Genomic DNA, 19,211 nt, shown 5'->3' with positions numbered 1-19,211 from the left:
AACAAACTTTTACCCATAATTTTTATGACTATTATCATTCATCTGTCATAAGCTGTTGTTTAGCATGTTTACATCAAGCTACAAACAGAAGTTCGCAGCAGTATTGTTAGTTCATTCTTCAACTTTACTATGCTAGTTTAAGGAGTAAATACATTTTCGTCAACAATTAAAACAACAACATATCATTAAATAGCTATCATCCAGTCATTATGTGCTGACAAAACACAAAGGAACAAGCGATATGTTCAAAAACCTGCTTATTTGAATGCACTGTTTTTTTTGACAAACCATGCATTTTAACCAACTAACGGTAATAGGCCTCATCTTTATATTTCCTATTTTTGATGCCTGATAAAACACTTTTTTATGCGTCGACTCTTATTCGTTTTTTTTTCATTTTTAGTATTAACCAGTTGCGTTAATATTCAACCAACAGAAATGGATGAGGGCGTTATTACCTACAAAATAATTTACCCTAACGAACTGGAGGATAAAAGCTATTCATCCTTATTACCCAGTAAAATGGTGAGCACCTTTAAAGGGAAAAATTACAAGCTGTCGATTAAAGGTGAATTAAGTTTGTATAACCTGGAGTATATTTCAAAAGCCGATGGCGATAGCTCTGCAACCCTTTTTCGCATATTCGACCAACGCCTATTTCATAAGCATGAGCAGGACGAACACCTGTTTTTATTTGAAAGACTGGAGAAAACAAATGTTGATTTTATAAGCAACGAAACAAAAGAGATAGCGGGTATATTGTGTAACAAGGCCATTGTACACTTCACTAACTCTGAATTGAAAAATATTACTGTTTATTATACCGAGGAAATTAAAATTAATCGCCCGAAAGAAAACAGTCCATTTGATGATATTCCAGGAGCCTTAATGGAGTTTCAAGTTAGCTTTCAGGATCTGGAATTGCAGTTTAGTGCTCAAGATGTGGACATTAAAAAGGTAAAGAACAGTTCATTTGATATTCCTAAAAACTACAAACACAGTGAACGCGGTGAAATAGACGAAATTGTGGCCTCATTAATACAATTATAAGCATTGGCTTAGCCCCTCACTTTCAGCTCAATTACATCTTCTTTCCAAAAACTAGCTTTGGTTTGATTCTATTGGTTGTTGTTTTATTATTTTTGTCAGTAAACAAGACCTCTGACAACACATAAGCATATGGCCCAAAAGAAGACCAAGAAAAATAAACCAAAAACCAATGCCCTCCAGGCAGCTATTAATGCTTGGCAGAAGAACTTCAAAGATTTTAAATTCCGTTTTATATCTGGTTTAGTTACCATTGGTATAGCCTTTTATTTTCTGTTAGCTTTTTTCTCTTTTCTGTTTACTGGCTTTGCTGATAAAAGCATTTTTGACATTAACAGATGGGAGCTTTTTAAAAGTTCAGATGTGGTTGTGCAAAACTGGACCGGTCATCGGGGCGCCTTATTAGCTGATATTTTTATCAACCAAGGAATTGGCATCGCCGCTTTTTCAGTCGTGCTTATTCTTTTTGTAATTGGTTTTAGACTGTTGGGTGCACGCATATTGCCATTGCGTAAAACTATGGTTCACTGCTTTGTGGCTTCGGTATGGCTATCTGTTGCTCTGGGTTTTATTTTCATTAGTTCCATTAACGATCAATACCTGCTATTGGGTGGAGCACATGGTTTTTTCATGAGTAAATGGCTAACGGCTGCTATTGGAGGTGTTGGAACGGTTATTTTACTAATTGTAAGTTTAGTAGCCTATCTCTCTGTTACCTTTGAGTCGTTTTACCGATTTGTTAATCGCCCTCTTAATAAAGACAAAGAGACACAAACTGCTGACAAAACAAATGAACAAACAACTACCGACACCAGCGTAGCCAATGAAGTTGCAACGCCTACTTACACTGAAGATATTGATGAAGACGATCAACCATCGTTTGACAAAGAAATAGAAATTGACATAGCTGGCATTGAAGAATCTATTGAGCAAGAATCTGAAACCCTAAAGGAGGAAATAGTTGCTGAAGCAGAAAAAGGTTCAACCATGGAGTTCTCTCCTACCGTTGATGCACCTGTTGACGATGACATAAACCTTGATTTAACCATTGAAAAGCACGAGGAAGAAGAAGTTCTGAGTTCTTCTGATAATGCTCCTCTTGGTGATTACGATCCAACACTTGATTTATCATCGTACCAACTACCTAATTATGAATTATTGGATGACCACAGTGCCGACAATGCTGAGGTATCTATGGAAGAGTTGGAATCCAATAAAAACAAAATTGTTAAAACACTGGAGGATTATAAAATCCAGATTAAAAACATAAAAGCCACTGTTGGACCAACAGTTACCTTGTATGAGATAGTGCCCGCTCCAGGTGTTCGTATTTCAAAAATTAAAAACCTGGAAGATGACATTGCCTTATCACTGGCAGCACTCGGTATTCGTATTATAGCGCCAATACCAGGTAGAGGTACCATTGGTATTGAAGTACCTAACTCTGATCCTGAGGTAGTTTCGATGCGTTCAATTATTAATGCCAAAAAGTTTCAAAACACCAAGTACGAATTGCCAATTGCATTGGGTAAAACCATTTCGAACGAAACCTTTGTAATTGACTTGGCTAAAGCTCCACACATGTTGGTGGCAGGTGCTACAGGTCAGGGTAAGTCGGTAGGATTGAACGCCATTATCTCATCTTTGCTTTATAAGAAACATCCATCGCAATTAAAATTTGTGATGGTAGATCCTAAAAAGGTAGAATTAAACATCTACTCAAAGATAGAGCGACACTTTTTGGCCAAAATGCCCGATGAGGAAGATCCGATTATTACCGATGTTCAGAAAGTGGTTAACACACTTAACTCATTGGCCATTGAAATGGACAGCCGCTACGAACTATTAAAGACAGCACATGCTCGTAACATAAAAGAATACAACCATAAGTTTGTTAAGCGACAGCTCAACCCTGAGAACGGCCACCGCTTTTTACCATACATTGTGGTTATAATTGATGAGTTTGCCGATTTGATAATGACGGCTGGTAAAGAAGTTGAGTTGCCAATTGCCCGTATAGCCCAGCTGGCACGTGCCGTTGGTATTCACATGATTGTGGCCACACAGCGTCCGTCGGCCAATATTATTACTGGTGTTATTAAGGCTAACTTCCCTACTCGTGTAGCCTTTAAGGTGGCTTCGATGATTGATTCGCGTACAATATTAGATTCGCCTGGTGCCAACCAGTTAATTGGCCGTGGTGATATGCTTATTTCGCAAGGAAGTGACCTGGTTCGTGTGCAATGTGCCTTTGTTGACACTCCTGAAGTGGAGAGAATCAATGATTTTATCGGCTCTCAACGTGGTTACACATCGGCCTTTTTATTACCGGAATATGTGGGTGAAGGAAATGGTGAACCTGCCGCTGGCGATGTTGATTTAAGTAAGCGCGATCAAATGTTTGAAGACGCAGCAAGGGTGGTTGTTGCCAACCAAAGTGGCTCTACATCATTAATACAAAGACGTTTCTCGATAGGATACAACCGTGCAGGCCGTATTATTGACCAATTGGAAGCTGCCGGTATTGTGGGACCATTCGAAGGAAGTAAGGCACGTCAGGTATTAATACAAGATGAATTGGAATTAGAAAAACATTTAGCACAATTTAATTAAGACTTGTTTTTTGGAATAGTTATTGATTGATTCGGGTACATCTAAACGCATAAAAATGAAAAAAACATATAACATGAAATACGTATTTACACTTCTACTGGCTTTCATAAGCCTAATGGGCTTCGCCCAATCGCAAGAAAAAGCCAAAGCCATACTTGATCAGGTATCGGCAAAAACTAAAAGCTATCCTTCCATTGTTGCCGACTTTTCGTTTACACTAGAAAATCTGCAGGAAGAAATATCGGAAACATATGATGGTGACATCATTTTAAAAGGCAACAAATATAAGGTTAACCTAATGGATGTTGATTCTTATTTTGATGGCAAAGTGCTATATACCCACATGCTAGATGCCTACGAGGTTAACATTACCATTCCTGATTTGGATGACGAAGAAACATTAAACCCAGCAACCATTTTTACTATTTACGAAGAGGGTTATACCTACAATTATGTAGCCGAGGGCTCAATTAATGGAAAGCCATGTCATGAGATTGATTTGTACCCGATTAATCGCGACAAACCTTTTTCGCGTATCAAATTACTGGTTCTGAAAGATAATCTTCAGATATACTCTATCCGACAGGTTGGCAAAGACGGTAACAACTACACCGTGATTGTAAAAAACATGCAGACAACGAAACAAATTGACGATAAAACCTTTGTTTTTGACCCATCAGCTCATCCAGATGTTGATGTCATTGACATGAGGTAAGAGAAAATATCAATACCATAGTGAAGCCTGGCAGTAGTCAGGCTTTTTTGTTATTTCGTTTTACGTTAAACCCGCATTATGTATTAGAATGTCGTTATGAACATTGAAAGTGCAATAAAACAAGGTTTTATCGAAACGAGGCATAGCATCGTTCTGGTGAGTTGAGATGAAACAACGGTGTGACTTGTTTTGAAGCAATTTCAATGTGTAATAGATTTTCTAATGCATATTGCGGGTTAAAGCCTAATATCGATAATCTTTTATTTTTCTCTCGATACAAACTGTATCGACTCACTTAAGAGTAAAAAGCACAAAAATCAATGGTATTTAGCCTTTTTGGTTCTTAGACTCATAAATACAAATGGTATCGGCACTTTTTACTACTAAAACAGACAAATACCAACAGTATCGGGCATTTTAGTCGTTGTTTTCCAAAATATCGTTTGATATCGGCACATTTTAGTCTTTCGCTAACAAAAAACAACAGTAAACTACCTGTCAGCGAATACCCACAACCTAGCTCAGTAGTGATTGACAAATTACGCACACTGTTATTTACACAATTGTTTATAATCCTCCCCTCTCTACTTCTTCAGTTTCAGCACCAAATAGAGCTTCTAAAATGAAGCACCAGACTACAATGGTAAAGTGTTAAGTAAGATCACCACCACAATGCCCCTCATAAAAGTAAAGGCTTTATACATTATTAATTGTTTAACAAACTTAGCAGCCAAGGGTATTATCGTGAAAATAATAACCTTCACTTGGTTTGTATAACTATCTCTCATTCTAATCAAGATTCAATAATATGCCAACCTTATGGCCTCTATTTTAAATAGCTTTCGTTTTGTTGAAAACTTTAGGGAGACCGGAAAGTTCCGAACTTGATTCGGAAATCATCCGGCCGAACTTAAGTTTGAGATAAATAAGAAAACTATTTAAAAAGTAGCCTTGATCTTTTTTCCTTAGTTTTTGTGATCAAGAACAAAAAGTAAGTCCGGTTTGGGCGGATAGCCCAATAGATGAAATTAATACGCACATTATTCCTTTTAAATAGGCATTATTCCCACTTTTCACCTGAACATTTAGCCTTTGAAAAGGTTATAATTGGCGAATAGAGAATAAAAGATGTTTAAGTACAATTCAAGCATAAATACCAATTCTGAAGCCTTTATTAAAAACCAACAGTTGAATCAATCTTTAGCTGACGAATACTTTCAAAAGCTACAACACATTCAACAAGGAGGAGGTAATAAAGCGCTGCAGAAACACATGGCCAAAGGGAAATTACCAGTACGTCAGCGAATCGACTATTTACTGGATAAAGATTCCTACTTTTTAGAATTATCGGCATTGGCTGCTAACGGTCTGTACGATGATGCTTTTCCGGCAGCAGGTATTATTACCGGCATTGGCATGGTACACGGTCGCAGGGTAATGGTAATTGCCAACGACGCCACCGTTAAAGGAGGCACGTACATTAGCGAAACCATAAAAAAACACCTGCGAGCACAAGAGATAGCACAGCAAAATAATCTGCCCTGCATATACATGGTGGATAGTGGCGGTGTATTTCTGCCACAACAAGCTGAGGTATTTCCCGATCGTGATGATTTTGGACGCATATTCTTTAATCAATCACGCATGTCGGCACAAGGCATCGCACAAATAGCCATTGTAATGGGCTCCTGCACCGCTGGTGGAGCTTACGTTCCAGCCATGAGTGACGAAACAATAATTGTTAAAGAGCAGGGCACTATATTTTTGGCTGGTCCCCCATTGGTTAAAGCAGCAACGGGCGAAGAAGTAAGTGCTGAAGAATTAGGAGGCGGTGCTGTTCATACGCAAATATCGGGTGTGGCAGATCATCTGGCCGATAACGATGAGCACGCCTTGCACATTTGCAGAAACATTATTGAAACACTCCCACAGCAGAATGACGTTCAAGAAAATAACTTTCAAGCACCTAAATATGCAACTAAAGAGTTGCTTGGCCTCATTCCCGAATCAGGCAAACCCTTTCCGAATGTACATGAAATTATTGCCCGTTTGGTTGATGACAGTGCGTTCCATGAGTTTAAAAGTGAATATGGCACAACACTCGTAACAGCCTTTGCCCAAATAGAAGGCAAAAAAGTGGGCATATTGGCTAACAATGGCATCCTGTTTTCTGAATCGGCTCTAAAAGGCACGCACTTTATACAGTTGTGCAACGAGCGCAATATACCCATGCTATTTCTGCAGAACATTACTGGGTTTATGGTGGGTAAAAACTACGAACACAAGGGCATTGCTAAAGACGGGGCCAAAATGGTAAATGCATTGGCCAATTCCAAAGTACCGTATTTCACAATTTTAATGGGTGGCTCCTATGGGGCAGGTAACTATGCCATGGCCGGACGGGCTTACGATCCCCGCTTCCTGTTCATGTGGCCCAATGCGCGCATCTCAGTGATGGGCGCCAAGCAGGCCGCACAAGTATTAACTACCATTAAACGTGATCAGGCAACGGCACTTAATAAAGAGGTAAATGAACAGGACTTAGCTCAAATTGAAGCATCTATCATTAAAAAATACGAAGCAGAGGGCTCGCCTTATTATAGTACAAGTCGCCTTTGGGACGATGGAATAATCATACCTGAGTCGAGCCGACAAATAGCAGGATTAGTATTAAATATTATTAGTAAAGAACAAAAAGACGATACAAAATATGGCATCTTCAGAATGTAACGATAATCTATTGGTTCAGTTAAACCAATCACATGGCATCAGTCGCATTCTACTCAACGATACGACTCGAAAAAATGCACTTTCGAAATGCATGCTTAAAAAGCTAATAAATGTTTTGGATACGATTGCTACAGATCCCAAACAAAAAGTAGTGGTGATGAGAGGTGCAGGAGGTGTATTTTGCTCGGGTGCCGATTTGCAATGGATGAAAGATGGACTTCATCAAAGCGAAGAAGAGAATAAGGCAGATGCTGGCTTATTTTACGAGCTCTTTACAAAGCTTAACTCTTTTCCCAAGCCACTAATTATGTGGGTAGAAAAATATGCCATGGGCGGTGCTTTGGGTCTATTGGCATGTGCCGATTATGTGATTGCCGAGAAGGATGTTCAATTGGCTTTTTCGGAAGTTAAACTAGGCCTTGTACCAGCAACCATTGCCCCTTTCGTTATTCAAAAAATAGGCCATTCACAGGCGAGGGCCTTAATGCTAAGTGCCGAAGTATTTACAGCTAAAAAAGCCAAAAGAATAGGCTTGATACACGAGGTAGCTCACAGTAAAGAAATACAAACACGGGTTGACAAGCTATGCCAACAATTTAAAAACAACAGTGCACAGGCTATGGAATCGACCAAGCAACTCATCAGTCAATTATCCAAGAACTTAGATTCTCATGAGCAGGAAACACTATGCATCAACAAAATAGCGGAAGCACGCAACAGTGAAGAAGGACAAGAAGGCGTCACGGCCTTTTTTGAGAAGCGACAGCCTAAGTGGTACATAAAGTAAGCCAATGATGAGGAAAGTATTGATACCCAACAGGGGCGAAATTGCCGTGCGCATCATAAAAGCAGCTCATGAACTCGAACTGTCTACGCTTGTTCTTTTATCTGAATTGGAGAAAGACACGCTTCCTGCACAGCTCAGTGATGAAGTGCACTTTTTTAAAGATGGTCCTTTCGAAGATAACTATTTGAACATCCCCCTAATTATTGAATTAGCCAAACAATATGATGCCGATAGCATACATCCAGGATATGGATTTTTATCGGAAAGCCACCTCTTAGCAAAAGCTTGCTTGGCCAATAAACTCATATTCATCGGCCCCTCTGTTATTAATTTGCAACAAATGGGCGACAAGCAAGTGGCCCGCACCATTGCCAGAGAAGCTGGCATCCCACTTACCCAATCGTGGCAAGGCAAACTACAAACGATTTTATCGGAGGCCGATTCATTGTCCTACCCTGTGCTGGTTAAGGCGGCCATGGGAGGCGGTGGCAAAGGCATGCAGGTTTGCAACAGCAAAGATGACTTAGTTTTACAGCTACCTATTCTTAGTAAGCAGGCCCAACGCTATTTTGGCGACGATCGCCTTTATGTTGAGCAATACATAGCAAAAGCACGGCACATAGAGGTGCAGGTATTGGCTGACCATACTGGAAAAACAATTCATTTGTATGAGCGTGAATGCTCTATCCAAAGACGTTTTCAGAAGATTATTGAAGAAGCTCCTGCTCATAACCTACCAGATGCCATTAAGCAGCGTTTATATGCCGATGCGCTCAAAATTTGCCAAACAATTGGCTATAAAAGTGCTGGCACCATAGAATTTTTAGTGGATGAAAAAGGTCAGCACTACTTTTTGGAGATGAATACCCGCATTCAAGTAGAACATTGTGTTACCGAGGAAGTAACGGGCATTGACTTGGTCAAATGGCAGTTCCTCATTGCCAACCAAAAACCATTAACTCTTCAGCAAGAAGATGTTCCGCTCCTTGGCCATGCCATTGAGCTGCGTATTTGTGCCGAAGATCCCAATAACAACTTCCAACCCAAGCCTGGGAAAATACAAGCTTTACTTTTGCCCAAAAGCAATGAAGCACGTATTGAAATTGGTTTTCTGGAGGCTATTGAGATTCATTCTCAGTTCGATCCTATGTTGGCCAAAATAATTGTGCATGCCTCAAACAGAGATAAGGCCGTTGAAAAAGCACTCAAAGCCAACCATCAATTAATCATCCAAGGATTAAAGACCAATGCTGGCTTTATCAATAACATCCTTAAGCATAAAACATTTAGTAAGGCAGCGGTCGACACTCGCTTTTGTGAGAATAATTTGGATGAACTCACAAGCAACAACGATCATTCAAGTCTTATTGCAATGGCCTACCTGGCTTATCGGCATAAAAAATTACAAAATCGTTTTTGGCGACAATTGCAACAGTTTCGATTTTCCTTAAGTGCTAAGGAGCTATCTGCTTCTGTTAGCCAACATGGAGAAGAAATAAGTATTCTTCTACAAAATCAAACATATGATTTGAATGGAATTACCCTGTCAAATCATACACTTGAATTCACTTACAAGCAACAAGTACATCAATTTTACTGCTTTGAGGAAGATGACAAGGTGGAGATCATCCATCAGAATAATTCAAATATTGTAACGGTGCATGACTGGTTGCCCCCTTACAAACCTGCCGAAAATAAAGAATCAACATTCAACGGTAATAAATACCTGGCTCCAATTCCATCGCAGGTAATGAAGGTAAACATTGAAAATGGACAGAAAGTTAAAAAAGGCGATTTGCTGCTGGTATTGGAAGCCATGAAAACGGAAAACCATATTAAAGCATGGAAAGATGGCACCATTAAAGCGGTGTACATCGCCGCTGGTCAACAAGTAAAACTCAATCAAACATTACTAAAATACCAATAGAATTATGATCAACCAGAATATGCGCAAACATGCATAAAACCAAAAGGACTAGTTTGAAACATTGAGTCTCAGTCTTTATCATCAAACGAGAAAAAAGCACAGTTACAAATACCATAGAACGATAAAAATAAGCCATAAAATATGTCAATACTTAGTACAGAAAAGCACGAACAATTCAGATTAAAAGTAAGAGATTTCGCAGAAAAAGAAATAGCACCACTTGCTGCCGAATTGGATGAACACGAAACATTCTCGGTAGAATTATCAAAAAAGATGGGACAAGCAGGTTTATACGGTATTGACCTACCCACTGAATTTGGGGGACAAGGTCTGGATACCTTATCATACATTATTGCAGTTGAAGAGTTAGCGCGGGTAGACAGCTCACAGGCCGCTACCATGGCTGCCCATAACAGTCTTGGCCTCGCTCCGATTTATAACTTTGGCACTGATGCACAACGCCAGAAATACGTCCCTCAACTCACATCAGGAGACGCACTTTGGGCTTTTGGATTAACCGAGGTAACGGCTGGCTCCGATGCCCAGGGCGTGCAAAGCATTGCCCAGGATAATGGCGACCACTGGTTAGTAAATGGTAACAAAAGGTACATTACCAACGGTAGCAACGAATTAATGATAGGTACAACAGTACTCGCCGTAAGCAATGAGGAGAATGGAAAGAAACGGTTTTCAACCATTTTGGTAGATAGAGAAAGTGAAGGCTTTGAAACAAAACGCATGTATGGCAAAATGATGTGGCGTGCTTCTGATACAGCAGAATTAACATTCAAAGATATTAAAGTAGCCAAAGACCAATTGCTAGGTAAAAAGGACAAAGGTTTAGGCCAAATGCTTAAAACACTCGATTCTGGTCGTTTATCAATTGCAGCCATGGGACTTGGCCTGGCACAAGGAGCCTTTGAAATGGCCATGGATTATGCCAAAAAGCGCGAACAGTTTGGAAAGAAGATATCGCAATACCAAGTCACGTCATTTAAGCTGGCTGATATGGCTTTGAAGCTGGAGTTAGCTCGTAATACCTTGTACAATGCATGTGCATTAAAAGATGCAGGCAAACCATTTGGCAAAGAAGCAGCCATGGCAAAATTATATTGCAGCGATATTGCCAAGGAAATTTCCGATGAAGCAGTGCAAATATTCTCTGGTCAAGGTTTATTGAAGTCCTCAGCTATAGAACGCTTCTATCGCGACCAACGCATTTTGCAGATAGGCGAAGGAACTTCTGAAATTTTACGCATTGTTATCAGCAAGCATTTGGGAATAGAATAAGTTCAGCTTATTTTTACCCTTATTAAACAAAAAGGAATGGAAGACAGGAAACGCGACCATATTGATTTAGCCTTTAGTTCGAAATTAGATGGCAAGTATGTTGATAAACGCTTTGATTATGAGCCTTTATTTGGCACCCATGAGCAACAAGAGCAATCCTATACGTTTTTAGGTAAAAAAATGCAGATGCCATTGTGGGTCTCGAGCATGACTGGCGGCACCAAGCGAGCGGGCACCATTAATAAAAATCTGGCGCAAGCATGTGCCGAATTTGGCTTGGGCATGGGATTGGGTTCCTGTCGTATATTATTAGATTCACCTGAACATTTCAATGACTTTAATGTGCGCCCCATAATGGGTGATGAAGCTCCTTTGCTTGCCAACATAGGCATTTGTCAGTTGGAAGCCATGCTAGAAGATCAATCAACCGATAAATTGGGTGAGCTGGTTGAAAAGTTAGATGCCGATGGTTTAATCATACACATTAACCCCTTACAGGAAGCTTTTCAACCCGAAGGTGACATCATAAAAAGACCTGCAATAGAGTTATTGCAAGATTTTCTTGAGCGCACTTCACTAAAACTGGTGGTGAAAGAGGTTGGGCAAGGATTTGGACAAAATAGCCTGCGTCAGTTATTGCAGCTACCCATTGAAGCCATTGAATTTTCGGCCATGGGAGGCACTAATTTTTCATTGGTAGAGCTTAACCGTTCCAATGCCATCTCTGCTGAAGTTTTTAATCCCTTTATACATGTTGGACATACCGCAGAGGACATGACACGCATGGTTAATCAGCTTGTTGACGAACTACCTGAAGAGCAATTAAAAGTTAAGCAATTGATTATTTCGGGTGGCATCAGCAATTTACTAGATGGTTACTACCTAACGTCTATTTCTAAAATACCAGCTATTTATGGTATGGGTTCTGCCTTTTTGCGCCATGCTATGGGCGACTATGAAAAGCTTCAGATTTATATAGAGACTTTAAAAGACGGCTGGCACTTGGCGAATAACTTTTTAAAAGTAAAATAAGCTTATATGCAATCACTCATAAAAGGATTTTCAAAACTGAGTCGTGAGGAAAAAGTAAAGGTCCTTATAGAGCAACAAAACCTGGCTCCCGAGTACGAAAATGCCTTTCAAGACTTTCTCCATAAAGAGAAGCAACATTTATTTAACGATATTTCAGAGAACATCATCTCTAATTATTATTTGCCATTCAGCATTGCGCCCAATTTTCTTATTAACGATGAGTTATACATGGTGCCAATGGTTATTGAAGAGAGTTCGGTGGTGGCAGCCGCATCAAAAGCAGCAAGTTTTTGGGCTAAAAACGGCGGTTTCAAAACAAAAATAATCGACACCCTTAAAAACGGTCAAATATTCTTCAATTGGAAGGGCTCAATTCAACAACTCGAAAACTATAAGCATGAGATACTAGAATTGATTCATTCGCTAACGGATGACATCACATTTAAGATGCGCCAACGCGGGGGAGGTATTGTTGGCCTTGAGTTTAAATCGGTGCCTAATATGGAAAACACCCATCAGGCATTGATACAGTTTCGAACAGCCGATTCAATGGGAGCTAATTTCATCAACACTTGTCTGGAAGCCATCGCCCCTCATTTGGTCAATTTTATCAATCAACACAAGGAGCTTAAAGCCAATGAAGAGGCGAGCGTTATCATGTCGATACTGAGCAATTACACACCCGAGTGTTTGGTTGAATGCACTGTAAAATGCGAAATTGAAAACCTCTTACCTTATGCAGGCAACTTTACACCATTAGAGTTTGCTCAACGATTTAAAACAGCCGTTGACATAGCTATTAACGACCCGTATAGAGCCGTTACTCACAACAAAGGAATTTTTAATGGCATTGATGCCGTTGTATTGGCCACAGGCAACGATTTCAGAGCCATTGAAGCAGGTGCGCAGGCCTATGCATCAAAAGACAAAACCTATTCTTCGCTCACTACAATACAGCTTAGCGAAACACATTTTGAATACACCCTTAAAGTACCATTGGCGATGGGAACCGTAGGCGGACTAACCAATACGCATCCTCTTGCAAAAGCGGCCATGCAAATACTTAAGAAGCCATCTGCCGAACAATTAATGGCCATTAGCGCAGCAGCAGGATTAGCCAACAACTTTGGTGCTGTAGCTTCATTGGTAACAACTGGCATACAAAAAGGCCATATGAAACTGCATTTAAGCAATGTACTAAATGCATTGGATGCCTCGGCTGATGAAAAAATACTGGCCACCAAACATTTTAAAGATAGCGTGGTTAGTTACACAACGGTTGAGAATTTTTTGAATGAACAAAGGGGATAAATGCAAAACGAAACAATAGAATCATATTACGCACACGGAAAGTTACTACTCTCAGCTGAATATCTGGTTTTGGCAGGCGCTAAAGCACTGGCACTCCCACTTAAATACGGTCAATCACTAAAAGTTGAGAGTAATCAAACGCCCTTTCTAACTTGGCAGGCATCTAACAAACTAGGACATTGGTTTACCGCTGAATATGACGAAACACTTCAAATTATTAAGACAGACAATACAAAACTGGCTCAAAAACTGGCATCCATATTAAAAACATGTGTTAATTACCGACCAGATGTTAAAGACATTATGGCCCATAAAAAGGTAGAAACACATCTTGAATTTAACCCTGACTGGGGTTGGGGAAGCAGCTCTACCTTAATCTCTTTATTATCTCAATGGTTGGGGGTTCAGCCCTATTTCTTATTGGAAGATACATTTGGTGGTTCTGGTTACGACATTGCCTGTGCCACGGCCAACTCCCCCATTACTTATCAATTAATTTATGGCGCTCCCAAAGTAGAGCAGATCAATTTTTCTCCATTGTTTGCTAACAACATATATTTCATCTACACTGGCAACAAACAAAGTAGTAAAAACGAAATTAGTCGCTTTAATCAACTAGAGGTCAATCCCAAGGACATCCAACAAATTAACCACCTCACAGATAAAATGATTGTATGTGAAGCTTTAGATGATTTTGGACAGCTGATCGAAGAACATGAAAAAATTGTAGCCAACAAGGTTGATTTAAAAGCGATTAAACCTGATCGTTATAATGATTTTAAAGGTTACGTTAAATCATTAGGTGCCTGGGGAGGCGATTTTATGATGGTGGTTTCCAAGGAAGATGAAGCATACATCAACTCCTACTTCGGCAATAAGGGCTGCTCGCCTGTTTTTAAGTTTAATGAGCTAAAAATTCAATAACATGAATTCATCTGTAACGAATACTTCTTTTACTGCAGCATCCAGCGCCCCCTCAAACATCGCTATTGTAAAGTACTGGGGAAAACAAGCAATTCAAGAACCTGTTAATCCAAGCATCAGCTTTACCCTTTCGCAAGCACTAACCAACACAAACATTAAATATACGGCAGGAACAGGGGCCTTAACAATTGAGTTTCTATTCGAAGGCCAAAGCAAAAGTTCATTTGTACCCAAATTACAAACACTTGTTAATCGGCTACATGAATATTTACCGTTCCTAAAAACAGGTCACTTACGTATTGAGAGCGCCAATACTTTTCCTCATTCCAGTGGTATCGCATCGTCAGCCAGCTCAATGGCTTCCATTGCTAAAGCACTTTATGATATTCAAATGCAAATTGATGCCAATGCTATTCATCAAGCTAAAGAGGAGTTAACATCAATTATGGCTCGCTTAGGTTCAGGCAGCGCTTGTCGTTCAACCCAGGCAGGGTGGGCTCTTTGGGGAGAAACACCCTTAAATAAGCAAGCGAGTAACCAATACGGTATCTCCATACAAGCGGATATTCATTCTACATTTAAGGATTTACAGGACTCGATATTGGTTATTCGAAAGGGTGCCAAATCGGTAAGCAGTACAGTTGGTCATCAACTAATGGAGAAACACCCTTACCGCGAAGGACGCATACAACAAGCCAATAAAAACACAGAACTTCTATTAAAGGCCTTAAAAACAGGCGATTTTGATGCTTTCGCTACCATTTGTGAAGAAGAAGCTTTGAGTTTACATGGTCTGATGATGAGCTCATCACCAGCTTATACACTGATGGCACCTGAGACGCTAAGAGCCATCAAGCGCATTAAAAAGTTTAGAGAACATCATCACATACCATTGACATTTACCTTGGATGCCGGCCCTAATATCCACCTCATTTACCCATCATCACAAAGCAAGATCATTAAACCATTTATACAAGAACACCTAAAGGTTCTATGTGAAAATGGCGAGGTTATTTATGATCACATCTCGAAGGATTAAACCAAGAATACAAAGCATGCAAAGCGAACAAAAGAAAGAAATATATTATTCAAAAGTAATGCTCTTTGGCGAGTACAGCATTATTATGGGTTCAATGGGCTTAACCATTCCGTACTCCCACTTCAACGGCGAATTACGCTTTATTAACCACAATAGCTACACCAACCTCAACTTTGCAAAACACTCTAATTTGCAGCTTAAAGAGTTATTTGAGTACATCTCAATTTTAGAAAAAAGCAACCAATTGGTGGCCGATATTGATACAAGCCGATTGGCAAGCGATATTGAAAAGGGTTTGTACTTTGAATCATCAATACCAGAAGGTTATGGATTAGGAAGTAGCGGCGCATTGGTTGCCGCTCTTTACCATGAGTATGCCAACAAGGCAATTGAGGCTAGTGCGGGCATGAGCGATGATGATCTGTTTCAATTAAAAAAGGCCTTTGCTCAAATTGAATCGTTTTATCATGGTACCAGTTCAGGCATTGACCCCTTAATTTGCTACTTAAAACACCCTATTGTACTTGAAAATGCCCAGCATATTTCATCGGTTAGTATTCCAAGAAGAGATATACTAAACGAAGATGCAATCTTTTTGGTTGATGCCGAAACAACTGGCAAAACAGGGCCATTGGTAAAGCTATTCATGGATAAAACAAAGGATATAAAATTCAAAGAGAAAATTAATACACAACTCATTCCACTTACCAATCAATGCATAAAATCGATGCTTAATGGACAGTTAGATATGATGTTCAATAATTTAATACCCCTCTCAAGATTTCAATTGAAAAACTTCAATGAGATGATTCCTCAACACATTCAATCCTTATGGAGTGAAGGACTGAACAACCAGCTTTACACGCTTAAACTATGCGGATCGGGCGGTGGAGGTTTCTTTTTAGGTTTCACACGAAATTACACTGCTACTAAAGACTTTTTTGCACAGCGCGTCAAAGATATCATACCTGTTTATCAGGAAGTGTAATTACTGGATAGCAACAAGTTACAATGCAATAAAGGAGATATGAGAAATGGGCTTATTGCCTTTTAGAAACGAAAAGGACTTGTAATTTTCTGCCAAACCATACCCAAGAAACGACCGCCCAAGGTAGCCAAGCGTTTCATAGTACCTGACTGAGCGTTTTCTGGTTTAAAAATCCTCTCTTTGATAAATTCAAGCTTAGCTGCTATTCCCTTTTGATTCTTTAATCGTTCAAAGGCAATTTCGTAACCATATTCGGTACTACTCTCAAGTTCATTATTGATAAAATAAATCATTCGTTTCTGAACGTTTCTAATAGTCTTTGACGAAACATTGTACTCTATAAACGAGAATGAATGATCAAAAAGCTTTTCCGTAGTATACAAAACCGCCAATACGGGATCCGCACACTTTAAATCCCTAAGTACTCGCATAAAATCTCCTTGACACTGCATAAATTCATCGGATTGACTATAAATTATAAAGTCATACAACCAGGATAAGCGGATTCCCCCTTGACGTACAGTATAATACAGATGCAAGCATAGGTATATCAAATTAATGTGCGGATGTATTCGAAGACTTCCATTATTATCAATTGCTTTACTCCAAATAAACTCCGATGGTATATTAAAACTAGCGTCAGCGGGCAAAATACCTCGATGTAACTCAATATATACTCCTTTATAACTCAGTCCTGGCAGGTGATGATCACTTGTGTCGTCTTTTGCCACGTAATGAGGTTCAGATGTAACAGCCCCCATTTCAAGCATTGTCAAGTACATTTTTTCGGCATGCTCCGGCAACATTAGTACATCAATATCACTCATGGCGCGCAAAGTCATATCATCGTAAATATACTGCGATAAAAAAATGCCTTTTAATGGAATGTATCGATAGTGTTTATCGGCAAATACATGTATTAACTCTTGCCACACACTACTAATGGTCATATTTCTGACCATGTTTGAGAAATAGGCCTTTTTCAACTGTTCTTTCAACTCAGAAGTAAAGTCAAGCTTCTTCTCATTTATCATTTGAAAAAGCACAGCCGCTAAACCATTCTTCACTGCCGACTCCACAAGAACATCCACATCATAAAGCTCTGTTAAGGCAGGTCGTTTGCCGCTCAAGGCATCTATAATCCACTGCTTCTCGTTATTTTCAATCAAGCGTTTATTCATTGACCTCAATTGTATTGTTTTTTAGTTGCTCTATTTTTGTTCTTTATGGCAATACGCCATAATCAATCATCTCTCTTTATGTCAAAGAATTACTGTAGCCTATTTCAACTTACCTTATAGTGACGCCTGGCTTTTATAAAAAACAAAAATAATGCTAAAACTCCACCTATTAAACCTAAACTAAAACCAAGAGAAGTATCCATTGCAAAGCCTCCATTTTTAAAAGGTGCTACCAAAAGGTAAGACAAACATACCACAGTCATAAATACAGCTGGTAGTGATAAGTACCAGTGTGCTTTTTTAACTTTTACCAAATACATAGCTCCAGTCCAGAGTACCACGACGGCTAAAATTTGATTGGACAAGCCCAAATACTTCCAGATAGTTGCAAACTCCAATTGTGATAACACAAAACCAACGGCGAAAAGCGGAACGCTTATAATTAGTCTTCGTTTGATGGTCGATTGATCAAATTTAAATACATCGGCTATCGTTAGGCGTGCACTTCTAAAAGCTGTGTCACCTGTTGTTATAGGACAAGCTATAACACCAATTATGGCGAAAATCGCTCCTACACTCCCAAGCCAGGCAACACTAATTTCGTTCACTACCCAGGCAGGGTTATGACCATCTATCTGCATGGTCGCATTTAATCCATTGGCATCCCCAAAGAATGTCATGGCAGCGGTGGCCCATATAATTGCCACTATCCCCTCGGCGATCATAGCCCCATAAAATACATACCTACCATAGCTTTCTTTTTTTATCGTACGCGCCATCATAGGAGCTTGAGTACTATGAAATCCACTTAATGCACCACAGGAAATAACAATAAACATCATCGGAAACAAGATGTTTTCACTTGGATTATGGTGCCAATTCGCAAAACTAGAAATTGATAATTCGGGCATTTCAACAGTACCTGAAATACCACCCAACAACATGGCAACTGCAATAGCAAGGGCCATAATAATTAATGCTGCTCCAAAAAGAGGATATATTTTACCTATAATCTTATTAATAGGCAAAAGAGTTGCGACCAGGTAATAAGCGAAAATAACATACAACCAAATCGTTAAGCCTCCACCTGTAAGGTTGGCCAGCAGTCCTGCCGGACCAGACACAAAAGCAACCCCAACAAATACTAGTAGCAACAAGGTGAATACCCGTAAGAAATTCTGAAACCCTTTTCCCAGATACTTACCTACAATTTCAGGAATACTCGCTCCTCCATGCCTTATGGATAACATACCCGAAAAATAATCGTGAGTGGCCCCCATAAATATACAGCCAAAAACAATCCATAAATAGGCCATTGGACCGTACATTGCGCCTAATATTGCGCCAAAAATAGGCCCCAAACCTGCTATATTTAAAAACTGTATAGTAAATACTTTCCAGGTGGGCATGGGTGAAAAGTCTACCCCATCGTTGTGTTTAATAGCTGGTGTTGGACGACTATCATCAGCACCAAAGAAACGCTCAATAAATCTTCCGTAAAAGATAAAGCCAAGTATTAAGGCTACAATGGCCCCAATAAAAGTCCACATAACTGTTGTTTTTTTATGGTTTGATAAACAAATCTAATGCTTTAAGAAACGCGAACAAGGTAAATGAAGAATATTTA

At 39.5% G+C, this 19,211-nt stretch carries 14 protein-coding genes; 12 read left to right on the top strand and 2 right to left on the bottom strand.

Annotation, left to right across the window (positions count from 1 at the left end; translation table 11 throughout):
• The first annotated feature begins 366 nt into the window (after positions 1-366).
• The 12 genes from FNN09_RS06865 (at position 367) to FNN09_RS06810 (ending at position 16,403) form a co-directional block, all read left to right on the top strand.
• Positions 367-1,050 carry a hypothetical protein gene (locus tag FNN09_RS06865; RefSeq protein WP_143300824.1) on the top strand — a complete coding sequence of 228 codons (684 nt, stop codon included), beginning with the start codon at positions 367-369 and terminating at the stop codon, positions 1,048-1,050.
• A 129-nt stretch (positions 1,051-1,179) separates the two neighbouring features.
• A complete protein-coding gene (locus FNN09_RS06860; protein WP_143300822.1) occupies positions 1,180-3,660 on the top strand; it encodes a DNA translocase FtsK in 2,481 nt (826 codons plus the stop codon).
• Between the two features lie 55 nt (positions 3,661-3,715).
• The gene (locus FNN09_RS06855) at positions 3,716-4,375 is read left to right on the top strand and encodes an outer membrane lipoprotein carrier protein LolA (RefSeq protein ID WP_143300821.1); all 660 of its coding nucleotides are present in this window, start codon (positions 3,716-3,718) and stop codon (positions 4,373-4,375) included.
• Positions 4,376-5,503: 1,128 nt separating this feature from the next.
• The gene (locus tag FNN09_RS06850) at positions 5,504-7,105 is read left to right on the top strand and encodes a carboxyl transferase domain-containing protein (RefSeq protein WP_143300819.1); all 1,602 of its coding nucleotides are present in this window, start codon (positions 5,504-5,506) and stop codon (positions 7,103-7,105) included.
• Positions 7,086-7,892, top strand: coding sequence for an enoyl-CoA hydratase/isomerase family protein (locus FNN09_RS06845; RefSeq protein ID WP_143300817.1), 807 nt, complete (start codon positions 7,086-7,088; stop codon positions 7,890-7,892). The genes FNN09_RS06850 and FNN09_RS06845 overlap by 20 nt, the downstream gene beginning before the upstream one ends.
• Positions 7,893-7,899: 7 nt before the next feature.
• Entirely contained in the window at positions 7,900-9,819 is a 1,920-nt protein-coding gene (locus FNN09_RS06840; protein WP_185968912.1) for a biotin carboxylase N-terminal domain-containing protein, read from the top strand.
• A 141-nt stretch (positions 9,820-9,960) separates the two neighbouring features.
• Positions 9,961-11,109: an acyl-CoA dehydrogenase family protein gene (locus FNN09_RS06835; protein WP_143300813.1), complete on the top strand. Its 1,149-nt coding sequence runs from the start codon at positions 9,961-9,963 to the stop codon at positions 11,107-11,109.
• 36 nt (positions 11,110-11,145) lie between these two features.
• A complete protein-coding gene (locus FNN09_RS06830; protein WP_143300811.1) occupies positions 11,146-12,141 on the top strand; it encodes a type 2 isopentenyl-diphosphate Delta-isomerase in 996 nt (331 codons plus the stop codon).
• A 6-nt stretch (positions 12,142-12,147) separates the two neighbouring features.
• Positions 12,148-13,452, top strand: a complete 1,305-nt coding sequence (locus FNN09_RS06825) for a hydroxymethylglutaryl-CoA reductase (protein ID WP_143300809.1) — start codon at positions 12,148-12,150, stop codon at positions 13,450-13,452.
• Positions 13,453-14,376: a GYDIA family GHMP kinase gene (locus FNN09_RS06820; RefSeq protein WP_143300807.1), complete on the top strand. Its 924-nt coding sequence runs from the start codon at positions 13,453-13,455 to the stop codon at positions 14,374-14,376.
• 1 nt (position 14,377) lies between these two features.
• A complete protein-coding gene (locus FNN09_RS06815) occupies positions 14,378-15,415 on the top strand; it encodes a diphosphomevalonate/mevalonate 3,5-bisphosphate decarboxylase family protein (protein WP_143300805.1) in 1,038 nt (345 codons plus the stop codon).
• 16 nt (positions 15,416-15,431) lie between these two features.
• Complete coding sequence (locus FNN09_RS06810) at positions 15,432-16,403, top strand: mevalonate kinase (RefSeq protein ID WP_143300803.1); 972 nt, start codon at positions 15,432-15,434, stop codon at positions 16,401-16,403.
• Positions 16,404-16,465: 62 nt separating this feature from the next.
• On the opposite strand, the gene FNN09_RS06805 is transcribed toward FNN09_RS06810, so the two are convergent.
• Together FNN09_RS06805 and FNN09_RS06800 are read right to left on the bottom strand one after the other, a co-directional pair.
• Positions 16,466-17,584 carry a nucleotidyltransferase family protein gene (locus FNN09_RS06805; protein WP_143300801.1) on the bottom strand — a complete coding sequence of 373 codons (1,119 nt, stop codon included), beginning with the start codon at positions 17,582-17,584 and terminating at the stop codon, positions 16,466-16,468.
• A gap of 104 nt (positions 17,585-17,688) precedes the next feature.
• The gene (locus FNN09_RS06800) at positions 17,689-19,134 is read right to left on the bottom strand and encodes a carbon starvation protein A (RefSeq protein ID WP_143300799.1); all 1,446 of its coding nucleotides are present in this window, start codon (positions 19,132-19,134) and stop codon (positions 17,689-17,691) included.
• Positions 19,135-19,211: the final 77 nt, after the last annotated feature.

Origin of the sequence: Carboxylicivirga sp. M1479, assembly GCF_007097485.1 — a bacterium.
Classification (GTDB): Bacteria; Bacteroidota; Bacteroidia; order Bacteroidales; family Marinilabiliaceae; genus Carboxylicivirga.
This window is presented reverse-complemented; position numbering and strand designations above follow the sequence as displayed.

Coding starts and splice junctions, on each gene's coding strand:
- FNN09_RS06865 (WP_143300824.1), top strand. CDS start 367: ATGCGTCGACTCTTATTCGTTTTTTTTTCATTTTTAGTATTAACCAGT.
- FNN09_RS06860 (WP_143300822.1), top strand. CDS start 1,180: ATGGCCCAAAAGAAGACCAAGAAAAATAAACCAAAAACCAATGCCCTC.
- FNN09_RS06855 (WP_143300821.1), top strand. CDS start 3,716: ATGAAAAAAACATATAACATGAAATACGTATTTACACTTCTACTGGCT.
- FNN09_RS06850 (WP_143300819.1), top strand. CDS start 5,504: ATGTTTAAGTACAATTCAAGCATAAATACCAATTCTGAAGCCTTTATT.
- FNN09_RS06845 (WP_143300817.1), top strand. CDS start 7,086: ATGGCATCTTCAGAATGTAACGATAATCTATTGGTTCAGTTAAACCAA.
- FNN09_RS06840 (WP_185968912.1), top strand. CDS start 7,900: ATGAGGAAAGTATTGATACCCAACAGGGGCGAAATTGCCGTGCGCATC.
- FNN09_RS06835 (WP_143300813.1), top strand. CDS start 9,961: ATGTCAATACTTAGTACAGAAAAGCACGAACAATTCAGATTAAAAGTA.
- FNN09_RS06830 (WP_143300811.1), top strand. CDS start 11,146: ATGGAAGACAGGAAACGCGACCATATTGATTTAGCCTTTAGTTCGAAA.
- FNN09_RS06825 (WP_143300809.1), top strand. CDS start 12,148: ATGCAATCACTCATAAAAGGATTTTCAAAACTGAGTCGTGAGGAAAAA.
- FNN09_RS06820 (WP_143300807.1), top strand. CDS start 13,453: ATGCAAAACGAAACAATAGAATCATATTACGCACACGGAAAGTTACTA.
- FNN09_RS06815 (WP_143300805.1), top strand. CDS start 14,378: ATGAATTCATCTGTAACGAATACTTCTTTTACTGCAGCATCCAGCGCC.
- FNN09_RS06810 (WP_143300803.1), top strand. CDS start 15,432: ATGCAAAGCGAACAAAAGAAAGAAATATATTATTCAAAAGTAATGCTC.
- FNN09_RS06805 (WP_143300801.1), bottom strand. CDS start 17,584: ATGAATAAACGCTTGATTGAAAATAACGAGAAGCAGTGGATTATAGAT.
- FNN09_RS06800 (WP_143300799.1), bottom strand. CDS start 19,134: ATGTGGACTTTTATTGGGGCCATTGTAGCCTTAATACTTGGCTTTATC.